This is a genomic window from Georgenia alba (assembly GCF_042665525.1).
Classification (GTDB): domain Bacteria; phylum Actinomycetota; class Actinomycetes; order Actinomycetales; family Actinomycetaceae; genus Allobogoriella; species Allobogoriella alba.
Genome location: NZ_JBHTCQ010000001.1, coordinates 1,235,580 through 1,252,102, shown reverse-complemented (window position 1 = coordinate 1,252,102; position 16,523 = coordinate 1,235,580). Strand labels below are relative to the sequence as shown.

The window sequence follows — 16,523 nt, the reverse complement described above, 5'->3', positions numbered from 1 at the left end:
CGGGAACCTGGGGGAAAGTGGGGCCGGGTCTTCGGGGGCTCACCATGTCCAACGGGCGTCGACACGCCGGTGTTCCGTGAGACGGACCACGACTTTTCCCGATTCTCACGCGGAAGATCGACGACGCTGCCGGTACTCGTGCACGTAGCCCCACGCGACCGCGACCACACCGAGCCCCAGCCCTGCGAAGCAGACGTCGAGCCACCGCTCCGGCACGTGGCCGAGGAGGTCGAGCGCGCCGACGACGACGGTGGCGACGATCCACACCATCGTCCCCGTGACCGTGAGCGTCACGGCGTTCACCTTCGCGGGAGGGGGGTCGGGACTGCGCTCGAAGAGCTCGACGTCGGGCACGCTCCGAGCCTATCGACCGCGACGTCGAGGCAAGGGGTTTCTGGGACAATGCGCGGCATGAGCGCGCCGAACACCCTCTCCACCAGCTGGCTGGATCGCACCTTCCGGATCACGGAGCGGGGTTCGAGCGTCGCGCGTGAGGTCCGTGGCGGTCTTGTGACCTTCTTCGCGATGGCCTACATCCTCGTGCTCAACCCCCTGATCCTCTCCGGGCCGGACTCCCAGGGGGGCTTCCTCGGCGGCGGCACGGAGCCGAACCGACCCGCGATCGCCGCTGCCACCGCCCTCATCGCCGGCCTGATGACGATCCTCATGGGCGCGGTGGCGAACTACCCGCTGGCGCTCGCGGCCGGGCTCGGCATCAACGCACTCGTCGCGTACGGGATCGCCCAGCTCGACGGCATGACGTGGGCCGACGCCATGGGCCTTGTGGTCCTGGAGGGCATCGTCATCTTCGTCCTGGTCCTCACCGGCCTGCGGGAGGCGGTCTTCCGCGCCGTCCCGCACGCGCTCAAGGTCGCCATCACGGTCGGGATCGGCCTGTTCATCGCGCTCATCGGCCTGGTCGACGCGGGGATCGTGCGTCCCGGCGGCACGCCGCTGCAGCTGGGCATCGAGGGCTCGCTGATGGGCTGGCCCGCGCTGGTCTTCGTCGTCGGGCTCTTCCTCATCGTCGTACTCATGGTCCGCAGGATCCGCGGCGCGATCCTCATCGGGATCGTCGTCGCCGGCCTGCTGGCCGCCGTGCTGGAGGCGGCCTTCGACATCGGTGCGCGCAGCGAGGAGAACGCCACCGGATGGTCACTGACGGTCCCCGCGCTGGATGGCTCACCGTTCCAGGTGCCCGACTTCTCGACGCTCGGGCAGTTCTCGCTGTTCGGCGCCTTCTCGGAGGCGAAGGCCGGCGTGGTGGCGGCACTGCTCCTGGTGTTCTCGCTGATGCTGGCCGACTTCTTCGACACGATGGGCACGATGGTCGCGATCGGTGCTGAGGCGGACCTCCTCGACGAGCAGGGCAACCCCCCGCGCACCCGCCGCATCCTCCTCGTCGACTCGGTCGCGGCCGCGGCGGGCGGTGCGGCCGGGGTCTCGTCGAACACGAGCTACATCGAGTCGGCCGCCGGCGTCGGCGACGGCGCACGCACCGGGCTCGCGTCGATCGTGACGGGCTGCGCGTTCCTGGTCGCGACGTTCCTCGCGCCGTTGACGGCGTTCGTCCCGTACGAGGCGGCGACCCCGGCGCTGGTGGTCGTCGGCTTCCTCATGATGACGCAGGTGACGGACATCCCATGGAAGGACGCCGCCATCGCGATCCCCGCATTCCTGACGATCATCTTCATGCCCTTCACGTACTCGATCGCCGCCGGCATCGGCGTGGGCTTCATCACGTACGTGCTGCTGTCGGCCGTCCGCAAGGGCGGGGCGCGCCAGGTCCACTGGCTCATGTGGGTCGTCGCGGCGCTGTTCGTCGTCTACTTCAGCCTCGGACCGATCCAGGCCGCGCTCGGCGTCTGAGGCCGGCCACGGCGTCTTCGCCGGCCCGGCCGCCCGCCCCTCAGAGGTTCAGGGAGGCCCGCGCGATGGTCCGCGCCGCCGGGAGGATCTGGTCGAACGACTCCTGGTAGACGGACAGCTCCCGCCGGAACGGGTCCACGACGTCGTCCAGCTCGGGTTCGACCGGGGTCCGGTGCCGACCGGCGAGCGTCACCAGGGCGGCGAGCCGCGAGGCCGGCGTCGGCTCGGGGCCGGTGGCCTGCTCCAGCTCGGCTCGATCCACCTTGCTCACCAACCGGGCGAACTCCCGCAGGGTGAAGGTCCGCTTGACCGCACCCGGCACCAGCTCCACGACCGCGCCACGGTGCTCCCGGGTCATCGGCAGCACGAGGTCGGCCTGCCCGATGATCTCCTCGGTGAGGATCTTCGCCGCGAAGTCCTCGACGTCGACGTCGATGTCACGCAGGAGATCGGCCATGGGCCCGTGGATCGGTTCCCCGACGAGGGCGCCCGTCCCGGCGCTGGTGACGGAGACCTCGTCTCCGAAGGCGGACCGGAAGAGGCGTTCGGCGGCCGGCGACCGGCAGATGTTGCCGGTGCACACCGTGAGGATCGTGAACTTCTCACCCGATCGATAGCTCATGCCTGCGTGCGCTCCTTTCCCTGCGGCGCTCTACGGTAACCAGGGCTCGCAGGCCGCGTGCTTAGACTCGGCCGCATGCAGTGCTCATCACGTGAGGAGCCCCTGTCCGGCCTGCGCGGCGACATGGACGGGGGCACCCCCCGTTGAGTACCCGCCGCGCCGCCCACGGAAGAAGTCGGCGCCGCCGGCAGGGAGCCCCACGCTGGCTCAAGCTCGGCTTCGGCGCCCTCGGGCTGCTCCTGCTCGTGGTGATCGTCTCAGGCGTGTTCTGCGCCCTGGATGCGCGCACGGCGTACGCCGAGCTCCGCGACGCGCAGCAGCGGGTCAGCGCACTGCGCGAGCAGGCACTCACCGGCGACCGCGAGCGGGTCGAGCAGCTGGCGACCGAGCTCCGCGAGCACACCGGCGCGGCTCGCGAGTCCCTCACCGGTCCGCACTGGACGATCATGGGATGGGTGCCATGGGTCGGGCCCAACGTCCGTGCGGTCCAGACGGTCAGCTTCGCGACGGACGACCTCGCCACCGGCGCGCTTGAGGACCTGGTCGACGCCGTGTCGGTCGTCGACCCCTCCAACCTCGCCATCCAGGACGGGCGGATCAACATCGAGCCCATCGCCGAGGTGGCCCCGCAGGTGGTGTCCGCGAACGACACCGTCCAGGAGGCGGTCGACGCGCTCGCCGAGATCGACACCGACGAGCTGCTGCTCCCGGTCTCCCTGGCGGTCGGGGAGGTCCGGGGGCAGGTCAACGAGATCGGGGCCTTGACCGGCACAGCCTCTCGGGCCGTGCAGCTGATCCCGCCGATGATGGGGATCGACGGGCCGCGCGACTACCTGGTCCTGGTCCAGAACAACGCCGAGCCCCGCGCGACCGGGGGCATCCCGGGCGCCATCATCCACCTGCGCACCGACGACGGCGCGCTCGAGATCGTCGAGCAGCAGCAAGCAGGGCTCTTCGGCCCGTACTCCGAGCCGGTGCTCGAGCTCGACACGGGCGAGCTCTCCCTGTACGGCGAGCACCTCGGCCGGTACATGCAGAACGTCACCTTCACGCCCCACTTCCCGCGCACCGCACAGCTCACGACCGAGATGTGGCAGCGGGACATGGGCGAGGAGATCGACGGCGTGGCGTCCATCGACCCGGTCGCGCTCGGTGCCCTGCTGCGACCCACCGGCTCGGTGGAGCTGCCGTCGGGTCAGTCGCTCACACCGCGGAACACGCCGCAGCTCCTCATGAACCAGATCTACCTCGACATCGAGAGCCCGCAGGCCCAGGACCAGTTCTTCGAGGCGGCCGCCGCGGCGATCTTCGAACAGGTGATCGGCGGGGCCGGCAACGCGGCCGGCGTCGTCCCGGTCCTCGACGAGGTGTCCTCGCAGGGGCGCCTCATGCTCTGGAGCGCCCACGAGCAGGAGCAGTCGCTCATCAGCGGGACCAACCTTGCGGGAGAGCTGCGCGGGCACGTGGGCGACCGACCCGTCGTCGGGATCTTCGTGCACGACCTGACCGCGGCAAAGATCGGCTACTACGAGCACGTCAGCGCCGACATACGGCAGGTCGAGTGCCGCCCGGACGGATCGCGTGAGCTCGAGGTGGCCGTGACGATCAGTAACGAGGTCCCCGCCGACTTCGAAAACCTGCCGCCATATCTCGTCGGAGACGGACGATTGGTGGACGTCGGCGATATACGCACCCGGCTCTTTGCCTACGCCCCGACCGGCGGCCGCATCACCGATTTCCAGTCCAGCGACGGCTCGACGGGCGTGTCACCGTCCATGCACGACGACCTGTACGCGGCCGCCGCACGAGTAGTGCTCTCGCCCGGCCAGTCGCAGACGTTCACCTTCACGATGGACGTTCCGGCGGACCTCTCCGGCGAACCGCTGCCGCGGATCACGCCTGGTCCGGCAGTTGGACAGTTCTCGACCCAGACTTCCCCGTGCGGCGGATGACTGCTAACGTGCCCGTGTTCTAACCGCACGCGTTTCCAGAACCCTGGGGGAAAAGCATGAACCGACGCGCACTGGCTACGGCCGCTGCCACCGCGGGCCTCGTCCTCGCGCCGACCGCTGCCCTGGCGGACACCGACGACGGCGGCTACGCCGGCGAAGAGGCCTACCTCGAGATCTCCAACGAGCAGGGCGGCGAGGCCTTCACGTTCACGGCGACCGTGTTCGGCGCCGACGAGTACGAGGACGGTGAAGAGGTCACCCTGACCGTCACCTCCGAGGACGAGAGCGTTCCGGACTCCGCCATCGAGATCGCGGGCACCGCGTCGCAGAGTGGCGTCCTCGAGGGTGGCAGCGCCGCCTTCGACGTCGCCATCAGCGAGGAGGGCACCTACGAGATCGTCGCCACCGACTCGGACGGCGAGTTCATCGCCTCCGCGGTCGTCGAGGTCTACTCCGAGGGCGAGGGTGACGACGACGGCGGTCTCGGCGGCGGTCTGCCCGAGACCGGTGCTCCGAACAGCACCCCGCTCGTGGTCGGCGCAGCGCTTCTGCTCGCTGCCGGTGCCGGCGCGATGGTCTTCGCCCGCACCCGTCAGACCCAGGCCTGAGCTTCGGCCTAGCTGACTGACTGAGGACGGCCCCCGCACCATGCGGGGGCCGTCCTGTCTGTTCGACCAGGAGTTTGGACATGCATGCAAGGCGAGCGCGCGCAGGCCTGGCAGCGGCGGTCGCTCTCGCCACCGCCACGCTCGGGTCCTGCGACAGTGACGGATCGCCCACCGGTGGTGCGACGACCTCCGACTCGCCTCCGACGATCGACGTGACGACCGTGGACCTCGACGCCTACGCGGACGAGCTGTTCGCGGAGACGAACGCCTTCCGGGAGACGGAGGACCGCCCACCCCTGGAGCGGTCGGACTGTGCGATACGGCATGCCCGGGACAGGGCGGAGGCGTTGACCGGCGGGGACGCACTGGAGCACGCACCCATGAACGACGTGCTGGATGCCTGCGACGCATCCTGGAGCGGCGAGAACCTCGTTCGTAGCGCAGCAGAGCCGGCCGAAGTCGTCACGGCGTGGTCGAACTCGTCCGGACACCGTATGAACCTTCTCACCACGGAGGCCGAATCACTCGGCGTCGCCTGCGTGCGGGACGGCGAAGAGCTCCTGTGCTCGCAGGTCTACCTGGGCCCGGGCGGGGGCTGAACCGGCCGTCGACACATCTCACACCGGAACCCGGTCCTCGGCCGGGTTCTCGTCGGCGTGGCCACGCGGGGACCACGTCCGTCCGGGTGATCGCGCTGCTGGAAGCCCTGGTCCGGCGAGGAAGCTGGCCTCGCGGTGGTACGCCCTCTGCCACCATGGGCGCATGCATGTCTCGGCCAAGTCGGACTACGCGTTGCGCGCCCTCATCGAGATCGCCCAGGACGAGGGCGCTTCGCCCCTGAGCGCGGAGGCCATCGGCAACGAGCAGGACATCCCGCACCAGTACCTGCAGTCCATCCTCGCCGACCTGCGGCGGGCTGGCATCGTACGGAGCCAGCGGGGACAAGGCGGCGGATGGCTGCTCGCGAGGGATCGTGACGCCATCTCCGTCGCGGACGTCATGCGGGCGGTCGACGGGCCGCTCGTCAGCGTCCACGGCGTACGTCCCGAGTCCGTCACCTACCTCCCCGACGCCCGGGTGCTGCAGACGGTGTGGATCGCGGCGCGCGGCGCCCTGCGTGGGGTCCTCGAATCCACGACGCTGGCCCACCTCGCAGCCGCCGAGCTCCCGGCCCCGGTCACGCAGCTCAGCGCGGACAAGGACGCCTGGCAGGCGCACTGAGCCACTTCCCTGACTCCTGCGCCCGGCTGGCCACAAGCCTCCGAGGCGCCATCCGTTTTCCTGGCCACACCGCCGGGACCTGCGGTGATGCCACCGCCACGTCATCGTGTTTCGCGCAAGGGTCCGGATCGTGAAGTTTGGGCGAACTCCGTCCGTAAGCCTTTGCCTAATATCGGACGGGTCGGTACGTTGACCGGGCAAGTTCCTGTTCCCGACCACTTCCTGGGGGAAGAGAATGAGCAGAACGGGCCGACATGCAGTATCCGCCGCGGCCGCCGCGGTGCTGGTGCTGCTTCCATCAAGCGCTGTCGCCGACGGGGGGCACGGTCACGGCCCTGGTCACGGAGACGGGCACTGCCACGACTTCGATGCACGTGGGTACGGGCACGGGCATGGCCCGGGCCACGGCCACGGGGACGACTGCGACGACGACGACGGCGACGGCGGCTACGCCGACCCGGGCCAGGTGTCGCTCTCGGAGTTCCACCCGCGGGCCGGCGAGACCTTCCAGGTCTACGTCGAGACCTCCGTCGCCGACGAGGTCACCATCGAGATCGCGTCGCACAACCCCACGATCCCCGATGAGTCCATCGAGATCGCGGGCGCGGCGTCCGCGACGGCTCCCGTCGAGGACGGCGTCGCAACCTTCGACGTGACCATCGACGAGCCGAGCCGCTACTCGGTCGAGGCCACCTCGAGCGAGGACGGCAGCTTCATCGGCGCCGCCAGCTTCACCGTGATCGGTGACGGTCACGGCGGCGACGACGGCGACCACCACGGTCCGCCGGACCACGGTGACGGCGGCCCGGGCTGGTGGCACAAGTGGTGGAGCCTCGCCAGCTTCTGGTTCTCGGGCTGGGGCGGCCACTGGTTCTCCGGTTGGTTCTGATCCCCTGACCGTCAGCCAGGCCTGACAGGTACGACCGCCCCTGCGGAGTGATCCGCAGGGGCGGTCGTCTGTTCTCGCCCGGAACCGCTAGCCCGCGAACGTCCGCGTCCGGGAGCCGCGGAGCAGCAGCAGCGGCACGGCCAGCGCGACCACCGCGATCGCTCCCCAGATGCCCGCCACGGCCCACGCGCCGCCCGCGATGACCAGCACCGGCGTGAACGTGACCGCCGTGACCTCCACCGGGAGCACGGGCAGGTAGGCGATGGCGAAGTCCTCGAGCGTGCGCGAACGCATCCGGGGGTCGACGATCCGGAGCAACGCGATGCCGGTCGAGACGGAGCCGGTTGCCCAGCCCCACGTGAAGATCTGCTTCTCGAACCAGTTCTCGCCCACCATGCGAGGCGCGAGGCCGATGCCCAGCGCGAGGCACAGCGCCAGCCCGACGGCGAACAGGATCACCAGGGCGAGCCAGTGCCCGGCCACCAGGCTCGGCACGATCGAGGCGATGCCGCACACCACGAGGACGTCGGTGGCGGTGCCGGAGATCGAGCGCAGCGACTCCCCGTCCACCAGGCGTCGCGTGTTCGTGACGGACAGCAGCGCCCGCAGGGCCAGACCGATGAGGAACGCGATCGAGAACAGCGGGAACGCGACGTCCGGGAGGACCTGGACGAGCAGCTCGTTGACGCCGTAGGCGCCGGCGGAGATCGCGAGGACCACCGCACCCTGGAAGCTCAGCGACTCGATGCTCCCTGCCGAGAACGTGTGCGTGCCGATGGCCGGGCGACCGGAGTCGGCGGCGAGCACGCCGGTGCGCATGTCCCGCGGGATCGAGGTGACGCCGGCGAACTCCTGCGCGAACCCACGCGCGGCACCGATCTTCGACTGGACGATGCCGCCGACGATGCCGATCAGCAGACCGACCGTCGCCGAGGTGAAGGCGAGGGACTGCGCCTCGGCCCATCCGGCGTCGGCGAAGACCGTGCCCATGGCGGCGGCGGAGCCGAAGCCGCCGGCCCATCCCGCGAAGAGCAGCAGCCCGAACCCGTCGGGCGTGCCGAACAGAGGACCGAGCAGCAGAAGCCCCAGCAGTGTTCCCACGGCCACCTGCGCGGCGTACATGAGCACCCCGTACCCGGCGAAGCCGGCGATCGACCGGCCGATCTTGCGCAGGTCGAAGTCGTCGGTCAACGCCAGGCAGGCGAAGACCACCACGATCAGCACCGAGGAGTACGTGCCGACCTGGTCGGAGAAGGGCAACCAGCCCAGCCCGTTCGGCCCGAGCGCGAGGCCGAGCACGCCGGCGATCACGCTCGCGGGGATCATGAGGGCCTGGATCGGCCGCACGGTGGCGCGGACGAGCGTCCCGACCACGAGCAGGACGCCGATCAGGCCCGCGTCGACAAGCAGGGACCACGGTGAGAACTCCATGTGAGCTCCTTAGGGTTGGGAGCCGTCGTGCGGTGCCTCGGCGGTCGCGAAGCCCAGTCGGCTCTGTGCGGAACGGAACGCTCGTTCGATGACCTCCAGGAGTCCGAGAGGATCGCCGCGCGCCACTCTGGCGCGCAGCGGGGTGCGGTGCGTGGCGTCGTCGACCGCCACGTAGCTCACGCCGGGCCACGGGGTCAGCGTGAGGAGCTCCGAGACGATCGCGACGCCGGCGCCGGCGGAGACCAGGCCGAGCATCGCCTGCTCGCTCTGCACGTGGCAGATCGGGCTCGGGCTGAATCCCGCGGCGGTGCAGGCCCCGGCGATCGCGTCGAACGCCACCGGTGCGCGGGACCGTTCGAAGAGCACGATCCGCTCCTCGGCGACGGCGGTGAGGGCGGCGCTGCCCGTGCCGGCGAGCGGATGGTCGGCCGGGACCGCGAGCACGAACCGCTCGTCCGCCAGCACGATCTGGTCGTCGGTCGCATCTCCCCAGTCCCGCAGGATGGCCAGGTCCAGGTGGCCGGCGGCCAGCGCGTGCTTCTGCTCCTCGCTGCCCATCTCGGTCACGACCGGCTCGTACTCCGCCAGGAGCGGCAGTATGGCGGGCAGGAGTGCCGGGAACGTCGAGGTCACGGCGGCCAGCCGGACCGGCCGGCCTTGTGCACCTCGCTCGATGAGGGTCACGGTCTCCGCAGCCCGGCGCAGCAGGAACTGGGCCTCCGGGTAGAGCGTCTCCGCCGCGCTCGTGGGGGTGACCGCGCGGGTGGTCCGCTCGAAGAGGCGCACCCCCAGCTCCCGCTCGAGCGCGGCGATCGCCTGGCTCACCGGCGGCTGGCTGGTGCGGAGCCGTCGGGCCGCCGCGGTGAAGCTGCGCGCCTCGTAGACCGCGGTGAAGTTCCTCAGCAGCCGCAGCTCCAGATCAGGCATCGAACCGTCGCGGGTCGAACATCTCGACGTCGTACCGGGGCCTCTGCCCGGTGGCGAGGTCGGCCGCGATCTCCCCGAACACGGGCGCAAGCTTGAAACCGTGGCCGGAGAATCCGGTCGCGACCGTCACGCCGGGCCCCACCCGTCCGACGACGCCGCGCCGGTCCGGCGTGAAGACGTCCATGTGCACGGAGTGGCGGCTCGGTTGCGGCGGCAGGTCGGGCAGCAGCCGGTGGACGTCGGAGCCGACCGCCTCGAGCTCCTGCGGCGAGAGGAACCGGCCGAGCTGCTCCGGGGCGTCGACGCTCCCCCAGTTGTCCGCCCACCCGGACTTCACGAGCGCACCGTCCAGGGAGGGGACGCCGAAGAGGTGGACGCCGTCGAGGTCGCGGATGAACCCGGGGAACCGTTCCGGCGCGAAGTCTCGGGGCGCCGCCGGGGCGAACCAGGTGAGCACGAGCGGCTTGATCGTGAGCGCCGTGCCGAGCCGGGGAACGAGACGGCCGGACCACACACCCGAGGCGACCACGGCGTGACGGGCACTGACCGTCGTCCGGGTGGTCCTCAGGCGCACGCCCCGCTCGGTCGGCTCGATCTCGACCACCTCCTCCCGGTCGAGCAGGACGGCGCCGGCGTCCCCGGCCTGTCGCAGCGTCTCGGTCACGGCGCTCTCCGGCCGCAGCACACCGCCGAGCCGGTCCAGCACCCCGACCTCCTCCGTGAGGCACCCGTGCTGGGGATAGCGCTCCCGCAGGGCCGGGGCGTCGAGGACCTCGTGCGGCAGGTCGTTCTGCTCGAGCGACTCCAGGACGTTGCGCATCTGCGGGGTGCCGGGCAGGCCGATCGACAGGACGCCCGTCGGGTGGAACAGGGTGCGTGACGACCTCTGCTCGAGGTCGAGCCACTGCTCACGTGCGGCGAGCAGCATCGGGACGTAGGCGGGGCTCTCGTGGTAGCCGGTGCGGAAGAGCCGGGACTCACCGGTGAACGCACCATGGTCGTGCCCCAGCCCGAACTGCTCGAGACCGACGACGCGCACCCCCCGGCGTGCCAGGTGCCAGCTCACCATCGCCCCGACGCTGCCCAGCCCGACCACTGCCACGTCCGTATCCATGACGGAGGATCATGCTGGCACCGGGGACGGGATGCAATAGCCGACCGATATCTGTCGACGATCGATTGATCTACCTCACAAATGAGTCGCTCTCGCCACAGCCCGGCCGTCAGCCCGTCGCGAGGGTCAGGGTCACGCCCATGGTGCGAAGGCGCTGCGCGGACGAGCTGGCCAGCTGGTCGTCGGTGATCACCTCGTCGAACTCGACGAGGTCGGCGACCCGGTGCATCGCGAACGTGCCGTACTTCGTCGAGTCGGCGAGCAGGATCGCCGTGGAGGCGACCTCGAGCGCCGCCTGCTTCACGTCGACCTTGGCCTCCGCGGGCGTGGTCAGGCCGCGCGCGCCGTCCCAGGAGCTGGCGCTGAGGAACGCGACGTCGACGTTGATCTGCCGCATGGTCGTGGCGGCCAGGCGACCGGTGCTCGAACGGTTCCGGTTCTCGACGTGCCCGCCGATGTGGACCAGCTCGATGTCGGTGTCCATCAGCATCCCGAGGGTGCTGAAGTCGTTCGTGACGACCGTCAGGCCGGAGAGCTCACGCAGGGACGGCACGAGCGCCGCGACGGTCGTCCCGGCGTCGAGGTAGACGGCCGCGCCGGAGCTCACCCGACGAGCGGCCTCGGTGGCGATCTTCTTCTTCAGGTCGAGATGGGTGACCGCCTTCGCCTCGTAGCTCGGTTCCGACCGCAGGTGCTGCGCGACCCGCACGCCACCTTTCACCGACCTGGCGCGCCCCTCGTCCTCGAGAGCCGCGATGTCACGGCGCACCGTCATGTGGGATACGCCCAGGCGCCTGGTCAGGTCACGGACCGAGACCACGGTCTCGGACGCCAGCAGCGAGACGATCCACTCGCGCCGCTGCTCGGGAATCATCCGCTGGTCCACGACGTCGCGCCCCCTCGCCTCGCCGCCGAACTGTCACGCGCACTGTAACCAATCATCACGGATGAGCACAGGCGTTGATGTCACAGCATTTCCGGGCCGCCAGGCACCTCCAGAGCCGGCGCACCTCACGCGAATGCACGAGCCCATGTGACACTGCGATACCTACGTTGACTGTGGTGTGACGATCGGGCTACGTTCCCCGCGACGGTTCACACGGGATGACCTGGTCCGCGACGACGACGCCGAGGGAGCCACGATGTCACGGTCGGACGCACCGACACCCGCGACGCCCAGCAGGCGAGGAGTCCTCGCTGCGGGCCTCCTCGGTCTGACGGTGCCCGCCCTGGGCTCCTGCGCCCGCTTCACCGGCAACTACTCCTCCGCCGAGAGCCTCCGGTTCTGGAGCCTCTTCTCGGGAGGAGACGGCGTCCTCCTGGTGGACATCCTCGACACGATCGGCCCGACCGTGGGCGCCGTGCACTCGACCGTCCTGGAATGGGGCCCGCCCTACTACACCAAGCTGGCGATGGCCTCCACGGGCGGACGCGGCCCGGACCTGGCGATCCTGCACCTCTCCCGCGTGCCCGGGTACGCGCCCGGCGGGCTCCTGGAGCCCTTCGACCTGGACCTGCTCGCCGAGTTCGGTGTCCACCCGGAGGACTTCGACCAGGAGCTGTGGTCCCGGGGCGTCTTCGACGGGGAGCAGCGCGCGATCCCGATGGACACCCACCCCTTCATCTGCTTCTACCGGCGCGAGCCGCTAGACGCGGTCGGCATGCTGACGACGGACGGCGTGCTGCGTCCCTTCGACGGCCCGGAGGACTTCCTCGCCTCGCTCGACGAGCTGCGCGGTAGCACCGGCGAGACCCCGCTGAGCTTCGGGCACATCAACGACGACGCGATGGCCTGGCGGCTCTTCTGGTCCCTGATGAACCAGCAGGGCACCCGATTCGAGCTCGGCGAGGGCGTCGCCGACATCGACGTCGACGGCGTGGAGAGCGTCATGACGTTCCTCGGTCAGCTCTTCGACGGCGAACGCGCGCTGGGCAACCTCCAGCCGGCGGCCGCCGAGGCCTCGTTCAGCAACGGCCGGTCCGCGATGCACTTCAACGGGGAGTGGGAGCTGACGACGTTCCGCGACGCCGGTGTGCCCGACCTGGCGGCGTCACCCTTCCCCGCCGTGCTGGGCGAGCCCGCCGGCGCGGCCGACTCGCACTCCTTCGTCCTGCCGGCGCAGCTCGCCGCGGACCCGGCGAAGCGCCGCCAGGCGCACCAGTTCGTCGCGGAGTTCCTCAAGGCGAGCATCACCTGGGCGGAGGCCGGCCACATCCCCGCCTACAGCCCGATCACCGCGTCTCCCGAGTACGCAGAGCTCGAGCCGCAGAGCAGCTACGTCCAGGCGGCAGACAGCGCAGCGCTCGACCCGCAGGCGTGGTTCACCGGCTCCGGATCGGAGTTCCAGCGCGAGGCGGGCTTCCCGACGCAGAGCGCGATGCTGGGCGGCGACCCGGCCCAGGCCGCCGCCGACCTCGTCGCGTACTGCGAGTCCAGAGCGGCTCAGCCGAACCCGACCCGAGGGGGTGCGCGATGAGCGCCCGGGCACCGAGCGCGCCGGCCGCGACGGCCGGGCGGACCCGACGCCGCGAGGGCCGGTCCTGGTCCGCCGGCTGGTTCGTGGTCCCCTTCCTCGTCTTCTTCGTGCTGTTCATGATCTGGCCGATCATCTACGGCGTCTGGCTCAGCCTCACGGACCAGTCGCTCGTGGGAGGCGAGCCGGAGTTCGTCGGGCTGGCCAACTACACCGAGGCGCTGGCCGACCCCGAGGCCTGGCGGGCGCTCGGGCACACGGCGTACTTCACCCTCATCAGCACCGTGCCGCTGGTGCTGGTCGCCCTGGTCATGGCGACCCTCGTCTACACGGGCGTACGCGGTCAGTGGCTCTGGCGGCTGGCGTTCTTCGCGCCGTACCTGCTGCCGGTGGCGACGGTCGCCATGGTCTGGAGCTGGCTGCTGGAGGAGAACCTCGGACTGGTGAACCAGACCCTCGTCTCGCTGGGGCTCGGCGGCGTGGGCTGGCTCTCGGACGAGAACGCGGCTATGTGGTCGGTGACGATCGCGACGGTCTGGTGGACGGTCGGGTTCAACTTCCTGCTCTACCTCTCCGCCATGCAGGCGATCCCCAACCACCTCTACGAGGCGGCGTCGATCGACGGCGCCGGACCGTTCCGCCGGCTCTGGAGCATCACGCTGCCGCAGCTGGGACGCATCACCGGCGTCGTGCTGATCCTGCAGATCCTGTCCTCCCTGAAGGTCTTCGACCAGATCTACCTGATGACCAAGGGCGGTCCGAACGGGGCCACCCAGTCCTTCCTGCTCTACGTCTACGACGCCGGGTTCACGGGCTACCGCCTGGGTTACGCGGCCGCCCTGTCGTACCTCTTCCTCGCCCTCGTCGTGATCGTCTCGATCGTCCAGGTGCTGCTCGCCCGCCGGAGGGAGACCACCGCATGACCAGCACGTCAGCAGCCTCGCTCGGCACCCGTCGCCGACCCAGGCCGTCCCGGTCGTTCACCTTCCAGACCCAGCAGGAACGGTTGCTGCTGGGCACGTCGTGGGGTCCACGCCTGCTGACCTGGGGCGGTCTCCTGGTCATGACCGTGCTGTGGCTGGTCCCCCTCGCCTGGGCCGTCGACACCTCGTTCAAGACCGAGGCGGACGCGAGCGCCCTGCCGCTCTCCTGGATCCCGGAGAGCGGCTTCACCCTCGGCTCCTACCGGGAGGTCCTCGCCGCCGGGAACATCCAGACCTGGTTCGTCAACAGCGTCGTCGTGGCCGTGATCGTCACCGTCCTGACGATGGTGGTGTCCTCGCTCGCCGCGTACGGGTTCTCGCGCACCACCTTCCGCGGCAAGAACCTGCTCTTCGCACTCACCATCGGCGCGATCATGGTGCCGCCACAGATCCTCGTGGTCCCGCTCTTCCAGCAGATGGTGAGCTGGCGCCTCGTCGACACCTACTGGGGCATCGCCCTGCCCCAGGTGATCGCGCCCGTGATGGTCTTCATCCTGAAGAAGTTCTTCGACGGGATCCCGCTCGAGCTCGAAGAGGCCGCCCGGATCGACGGCGCATCCCGCCTGCGCGTCTTCTGGTCGGTGGTCCTCCCGCTCTCCCGCCCCATCCTGGCGGCGGTGGCGATCTTCGTGTTCATCAACGCCTGGAACAACTTCCTGTGGCCCTTCATCGTCACCAGCGAGCCCGAGCTGATGACGCTGCCCGTGGGGCTGCCCAACGTGCTGAGCGCCTACGGCCAGATCTACTCCCAGGAGATGGCGGCCGCCACGCTCGCGGGGCTGCCCCTCATCGTCGTCTTCATGCTCTTCCAGCGGCAGATCGTGCAGAGCGTGGCGACGACGGGCCTGGGCGGCCAGTGACCGGCACACCGAGACGCACACCCCAACCTCGAGGAGCGGAATGAGCACAGCACGGATCGTCGTCGACGACGCCTACGAGATCGCCGAGATCGACCCCCGCATCTACGGGTCCTTCGTGGAGCACATGGGCCGGGGCGTCTACGACGGCATCTACGCACCCGAGCACGAGACGGCCGACGAGGACGGCTTCCGCGGTGACGTGGCCGCCGTGGTGCGCGAGCTCGGGCCGACGATCCTGCGCTATCCAGGCGGCAACTTCGTCTCCGGGTACGACTGGGAGGACGGCGTCGGACCGAAGTCGGAACGCCCCGAGCGGCTCGACCTCGCCTGGCGCAGCGTCGAGTCGAACCAGGTGGGCACGGACGAGTTCCTCCGCTACTGCCGGACGGTGCAGGCGGACCCGATGCTGGCGGTGAACCTCGGCACGCGTGGGATGCGTGAGGCGCTCGCGCTGCTGGAATACTGCAACGTCCCGGGTGGGACGCCCGCCTCCGACCTGCGGCGGCGCCACGGCACCGCCGAGCCCTACGGCGTCAAGGTGTGGTGCCTGGGCAACGAGATGGACGGGCCGTGGCAGCTCGGCCACAAGACGGCGGAGGACTACGGCAAGCTCGCCGCGCAGACCGCTGCGGCGATGAAGGTGGTGGACCCTTCGATCGAGCTGGTCGCGTGCGGGTCGTCCAAGCCGTCCATGCCGACCTTCGCGCGGTGGGAGGCCACCGTCCTGGAGCACACCTACCGGCACGTCGACCATGTCTCGATGCACATGTACGCCGATCCGGAGAAGTACCAGGACACCGCGGACTTCCTCGCCGCCGGGCTCGACGTCGACGAGTACATCCGCTCCGTGGTCGCCAGCGTCGACTACGCGCGCGCCGCAGGTCGTCACAGCCGCCACCTGTCGCTGTCCTTCGACGAGTGGAACGTCTGGTACAACTCCCGGTCGCGAGACGTGGGCCACTGGCCGCACGCGCCGCGCCTCATCGAGGACACGTACTCCCTCGCCCACGCGCTGGTGGTCGGCAGCTTCCTCAACTCGCTCCTCCGCGGCAGCGACCGCGTCCGGATGGCCTGCCTGGCGCAGCTCGTCAACGTCATCGCGCCGATCAGGACGGAGCCGGGTGCCGGGGAGGTGTGGCGCCAGACCACCTTCTTCCCGTTCGCGCTCACGGCGCGGTACGGGCGCGGGACGGCCCTGCAGGCCCAGGTGACGTGCGAGCGCACCTCGACCAGCGCGCACGACGACGTGCCCCTCCTGGACGTCGCCGCGGTTCGCCGGGAGGACGGCGAGCACGTGCTGTTCGTGGTGAACAGGTCCACCGACCGGCCGGTGACCGCTCACCTCGACCTGCGCGGCGTCGCCGCGGACGGTCGCACGGTCGAGCACACGTGCCTGACCGGTCCCGACCTCGATGCCACCAACGGTCCGGGCAGGCCGGAGATCGCGCCGGTCGTCGCGGGACGGACGCCGCTCGACGGTGAGGCGGTCGAGCTGCCTCCGGGGTCGTGGTCGATGCTGCGGGTGGCCTGACCGCCGGGTTCACCGGCGTCCGTCCGAGCGACCGTCGGCCCG

The 16,523-nt window shown here is 70.2% G+C and carries 16 protein-coding genes; 10 read left to right on the top strand and 6 right to left on the bottom strand.

The window, feature by feature from the left end; genetic code table 11:
• Positions 1–105: 105 nt before the first annotated feature.
• Positions 106–354: a DUF2530 domain-containing protein gene (locus ACFQQL_RS05875; protein ID WP_382392208.1), complete on the bottom strand. Its 249-nt coding sequence runs from the start codon at positions 352–354 to the stop codon at positions 106–108.
• Between the two features lie 57 nt (positions 355–411).
• Here ACFQQL_RS05875 and ACFQQL_RS05870 point away from each other — a divergent pair, with 57 nt between their 5' ends.
• A complete protein-coding gene (locus ACFQQL_RS05870; RefSeq protein WP_465253992.1) occupies positions 412–1,869 on the top strand; it encodes an NCS2 family permease in 1,458 nt (485 codons plus the stop codon).
• A gap of 40 nt (positions 1,870–1,909) precedes the next feature.
• Here the strand turns inward: ACFQQL_RS05870 and ACFQQL_RS05865 are convergent, their stop codons facing one another.
• The gene (locus ACFQQL_RS05865) at positions 1,910–2,491 is read right to left on the bottom strand and encodes an arsenate reductase/protein-tyrosine-phosphatase family protein (protein WP_382392204.1); all 582 of its coding nucleotides are present in this window, start codon (positions 2,489–2,491) and stop codon (positions 1,910–1,912) included.
• 143 nt (positions 2,492–2,634) lie between these two features.
• On the opposite strand from ACFQQL_RS05865, the gene ACFQQL_RS05860 reads away from it, so the two are divergent.
• From ACFQQL_RS05860 to ACFQQL_RS05840, 5 genes are all read left to right on the top strand, one after another.
• Positions 2,635–4,443, top strand: coding sequence for a DUF4012 domain-containing protein (locus ACFQQL_RS05860; RefSeq protein WP_382392203.1), 1,809 nt, complete (start codon positions 2,635–2,637; stop codon positions 4,441–4,443).
• 56 nt (positions 4,444–4,499) lie between these two features.
• Positions 4,500–5,051 carry an LAETG motif-containing sortase-dependent surface protein gene (locus ACFQQL_RS05855; RefSeq protein ID WP_382392201.1) on the top strand — a complete coding sequence of 184 codons (552 nt, stop codon included), beginning with the start codon at positions 4,500–4,502 and terminating at the stop codon, positions 5,049–5,051.
• A gap of 212 nt (positions 5,052–5,263) precedes the next feature.
• Entirely contained in the window at positions 5,264–5,650 is a 387-nt protein-coding gene (locus tag ACFQQL_RS05850; RefSeq protein WP_382392199.1) for a CAP domain-containing protein, read from the top strand.
• Between the two features lie 163 nt (positions 5,651–5,813).
• Positions 5,814–6,272 (top strand): RrF2 family transcriptional regulator, encoded by a 459-nt coding sequence (locus ACFQQL_RS05845; protein WP_382392197.1) that lies wholly within the window; start codon positions 5,814–5,816, stop codon positions 6,270–6,272.
• Positions 6,273–6,507: 235 nt separating this feature from the next.
• On the top strand, positions 6,508–7,161 hold the full coding sequence (locus ACFQQL_RS05840; RefSeq protein WP_382392195.1) for a hypothetical protein: 654 nt from the start codon (positions 6,508–6,510) through the stop codon (positions 7,159–7,161).
• 87 nt (positions 7,162–7,248) lie between these two features.
• Here ACFQQL_RS05840 and ACFQQL_RS05835 read toward each other — a convergent pair whose 3' ends face one another.
• The 4 genes from ACFQQL_RS05835 to ACFQQL_RS05820 all read right to left on the bottom strand — a co-directional run bounded on the left by ACFQQL_RS05835 (position 7,249) and on the right by ACFQQL_RS05820 (position 11,507).
• The gene (locus ACFQQL_RS05835; RefSeq protein WP_382392193.1) at positions 7,249–8,592 is read right to left on the bottom strand and encodes a sodium/glutamate symporter; all 1,344 of its coding nucleotides are present in this window, start codon (positions 8,590–8,592) and stop codon (positions 7,249–7,251) included.
• Between the two features lie 9 nt (positions 8,593–8,601).
• On the bottom strand, positions 8,602–9,519 hold the full coding sequence (locus tag ACFQQL_RS05830; RefSeq protein ID WP_382392191.1) for a LysR substrate-binding domain-containing protein: 918 nt from the start codon (positions 9,517–9,519) through the stop codon (positions 8,602–8,604).
• Positions 9,512–10,633: an N-methyl-L-tryptophan oxidase gene (solA, locus tag ACFQQL_RS05825; RefSeq protein ID WP_382392189.1), complete on the bottom strand. Its 1,122-nt coding sequence runs from the start codon at positions 10,631–10,633 to the stop codon at positions 9,512–9,514. The genes ACFQQL_RS05830 and solA overlap by 8 nt, the downstream gene beginning before the upstream one ends.
• Positions 10,634–10,742: 109 nt before the next feature.
• Positions 10,743–11,507: a DeoR/GlpR family DNA-binding transcription regulator gene (locus tag ACFQQL_RS05820; RefSeq protein ID WP_382392187.1), complete on the bottom strand. Its 765-nt coding sequence runs from the start codon at positions 11,505–11,507 to the stop codon at positions 10,743–10,745.
• Between the two features lie 268 nt (positions 11,508–11,775).
• Between ACFQQL_RS05820 and ACFQQL_RS05815 the strand changes: the two genes are divergently transcribed.
• The 4 genes from ACFQQL_RS05815 to arfA are packed head-to-tail and all read left to right on the top strand — an operon-like array spanning position 11,776 to position 16,481.
• Positions 11,776–13,110: an extracellular solute-binding protein gene (locus ACFQQL_RS05815; protein ID WP_382392185.1), complete on the top strand. Its 1,335-nt coding sequence runs from the start codon at positions 11,776–11,778 to the stop codon at positions 13,108–13,110.
• Positions 13,107–14,030, top strand: a complete 924-nt coding sequence (locus tag ACFQQL_RS05810) for a carbohydrate ABC transporter permease (protein WP_382392183.1) — start codon at positions 13,107–13,109, stop codon at positions 14,028–14,030. The genes ACFQQL_RS05815 and ACFQQL_RS05810 overlap by 4 nt, the downstream gene beginning before the upstream one ends.
• Positions 14,027–14,950, top strand: a complete 924-nt coding sequence (locus ACFQQL_RS05805; protein ID WP_382392181.1) for a carbohydrate ABC transporter permease — start codon at positions 14,027–14,029, stop codon at positions 14,948–14,950. Before ACFQQL_RS05810 ends, ACFQQL_RS05805 begins: the two co-directional genes overlap by 4 nt.
• Positions 14,951–14,990: 40 nt before the next feature.
• A complete protein-coding gene (arfA, locus tag ACFQQL_RS05800) occupies positions 14,991–16,481 on the top strand; it encodes an arabinosylfuranosidase ArfA (protein WP_382392179.1) in 1,491 nt (496 codons plus the stop codon).
• Positions 16,482–16,523 lie beyond the last annotated feature (42 nt).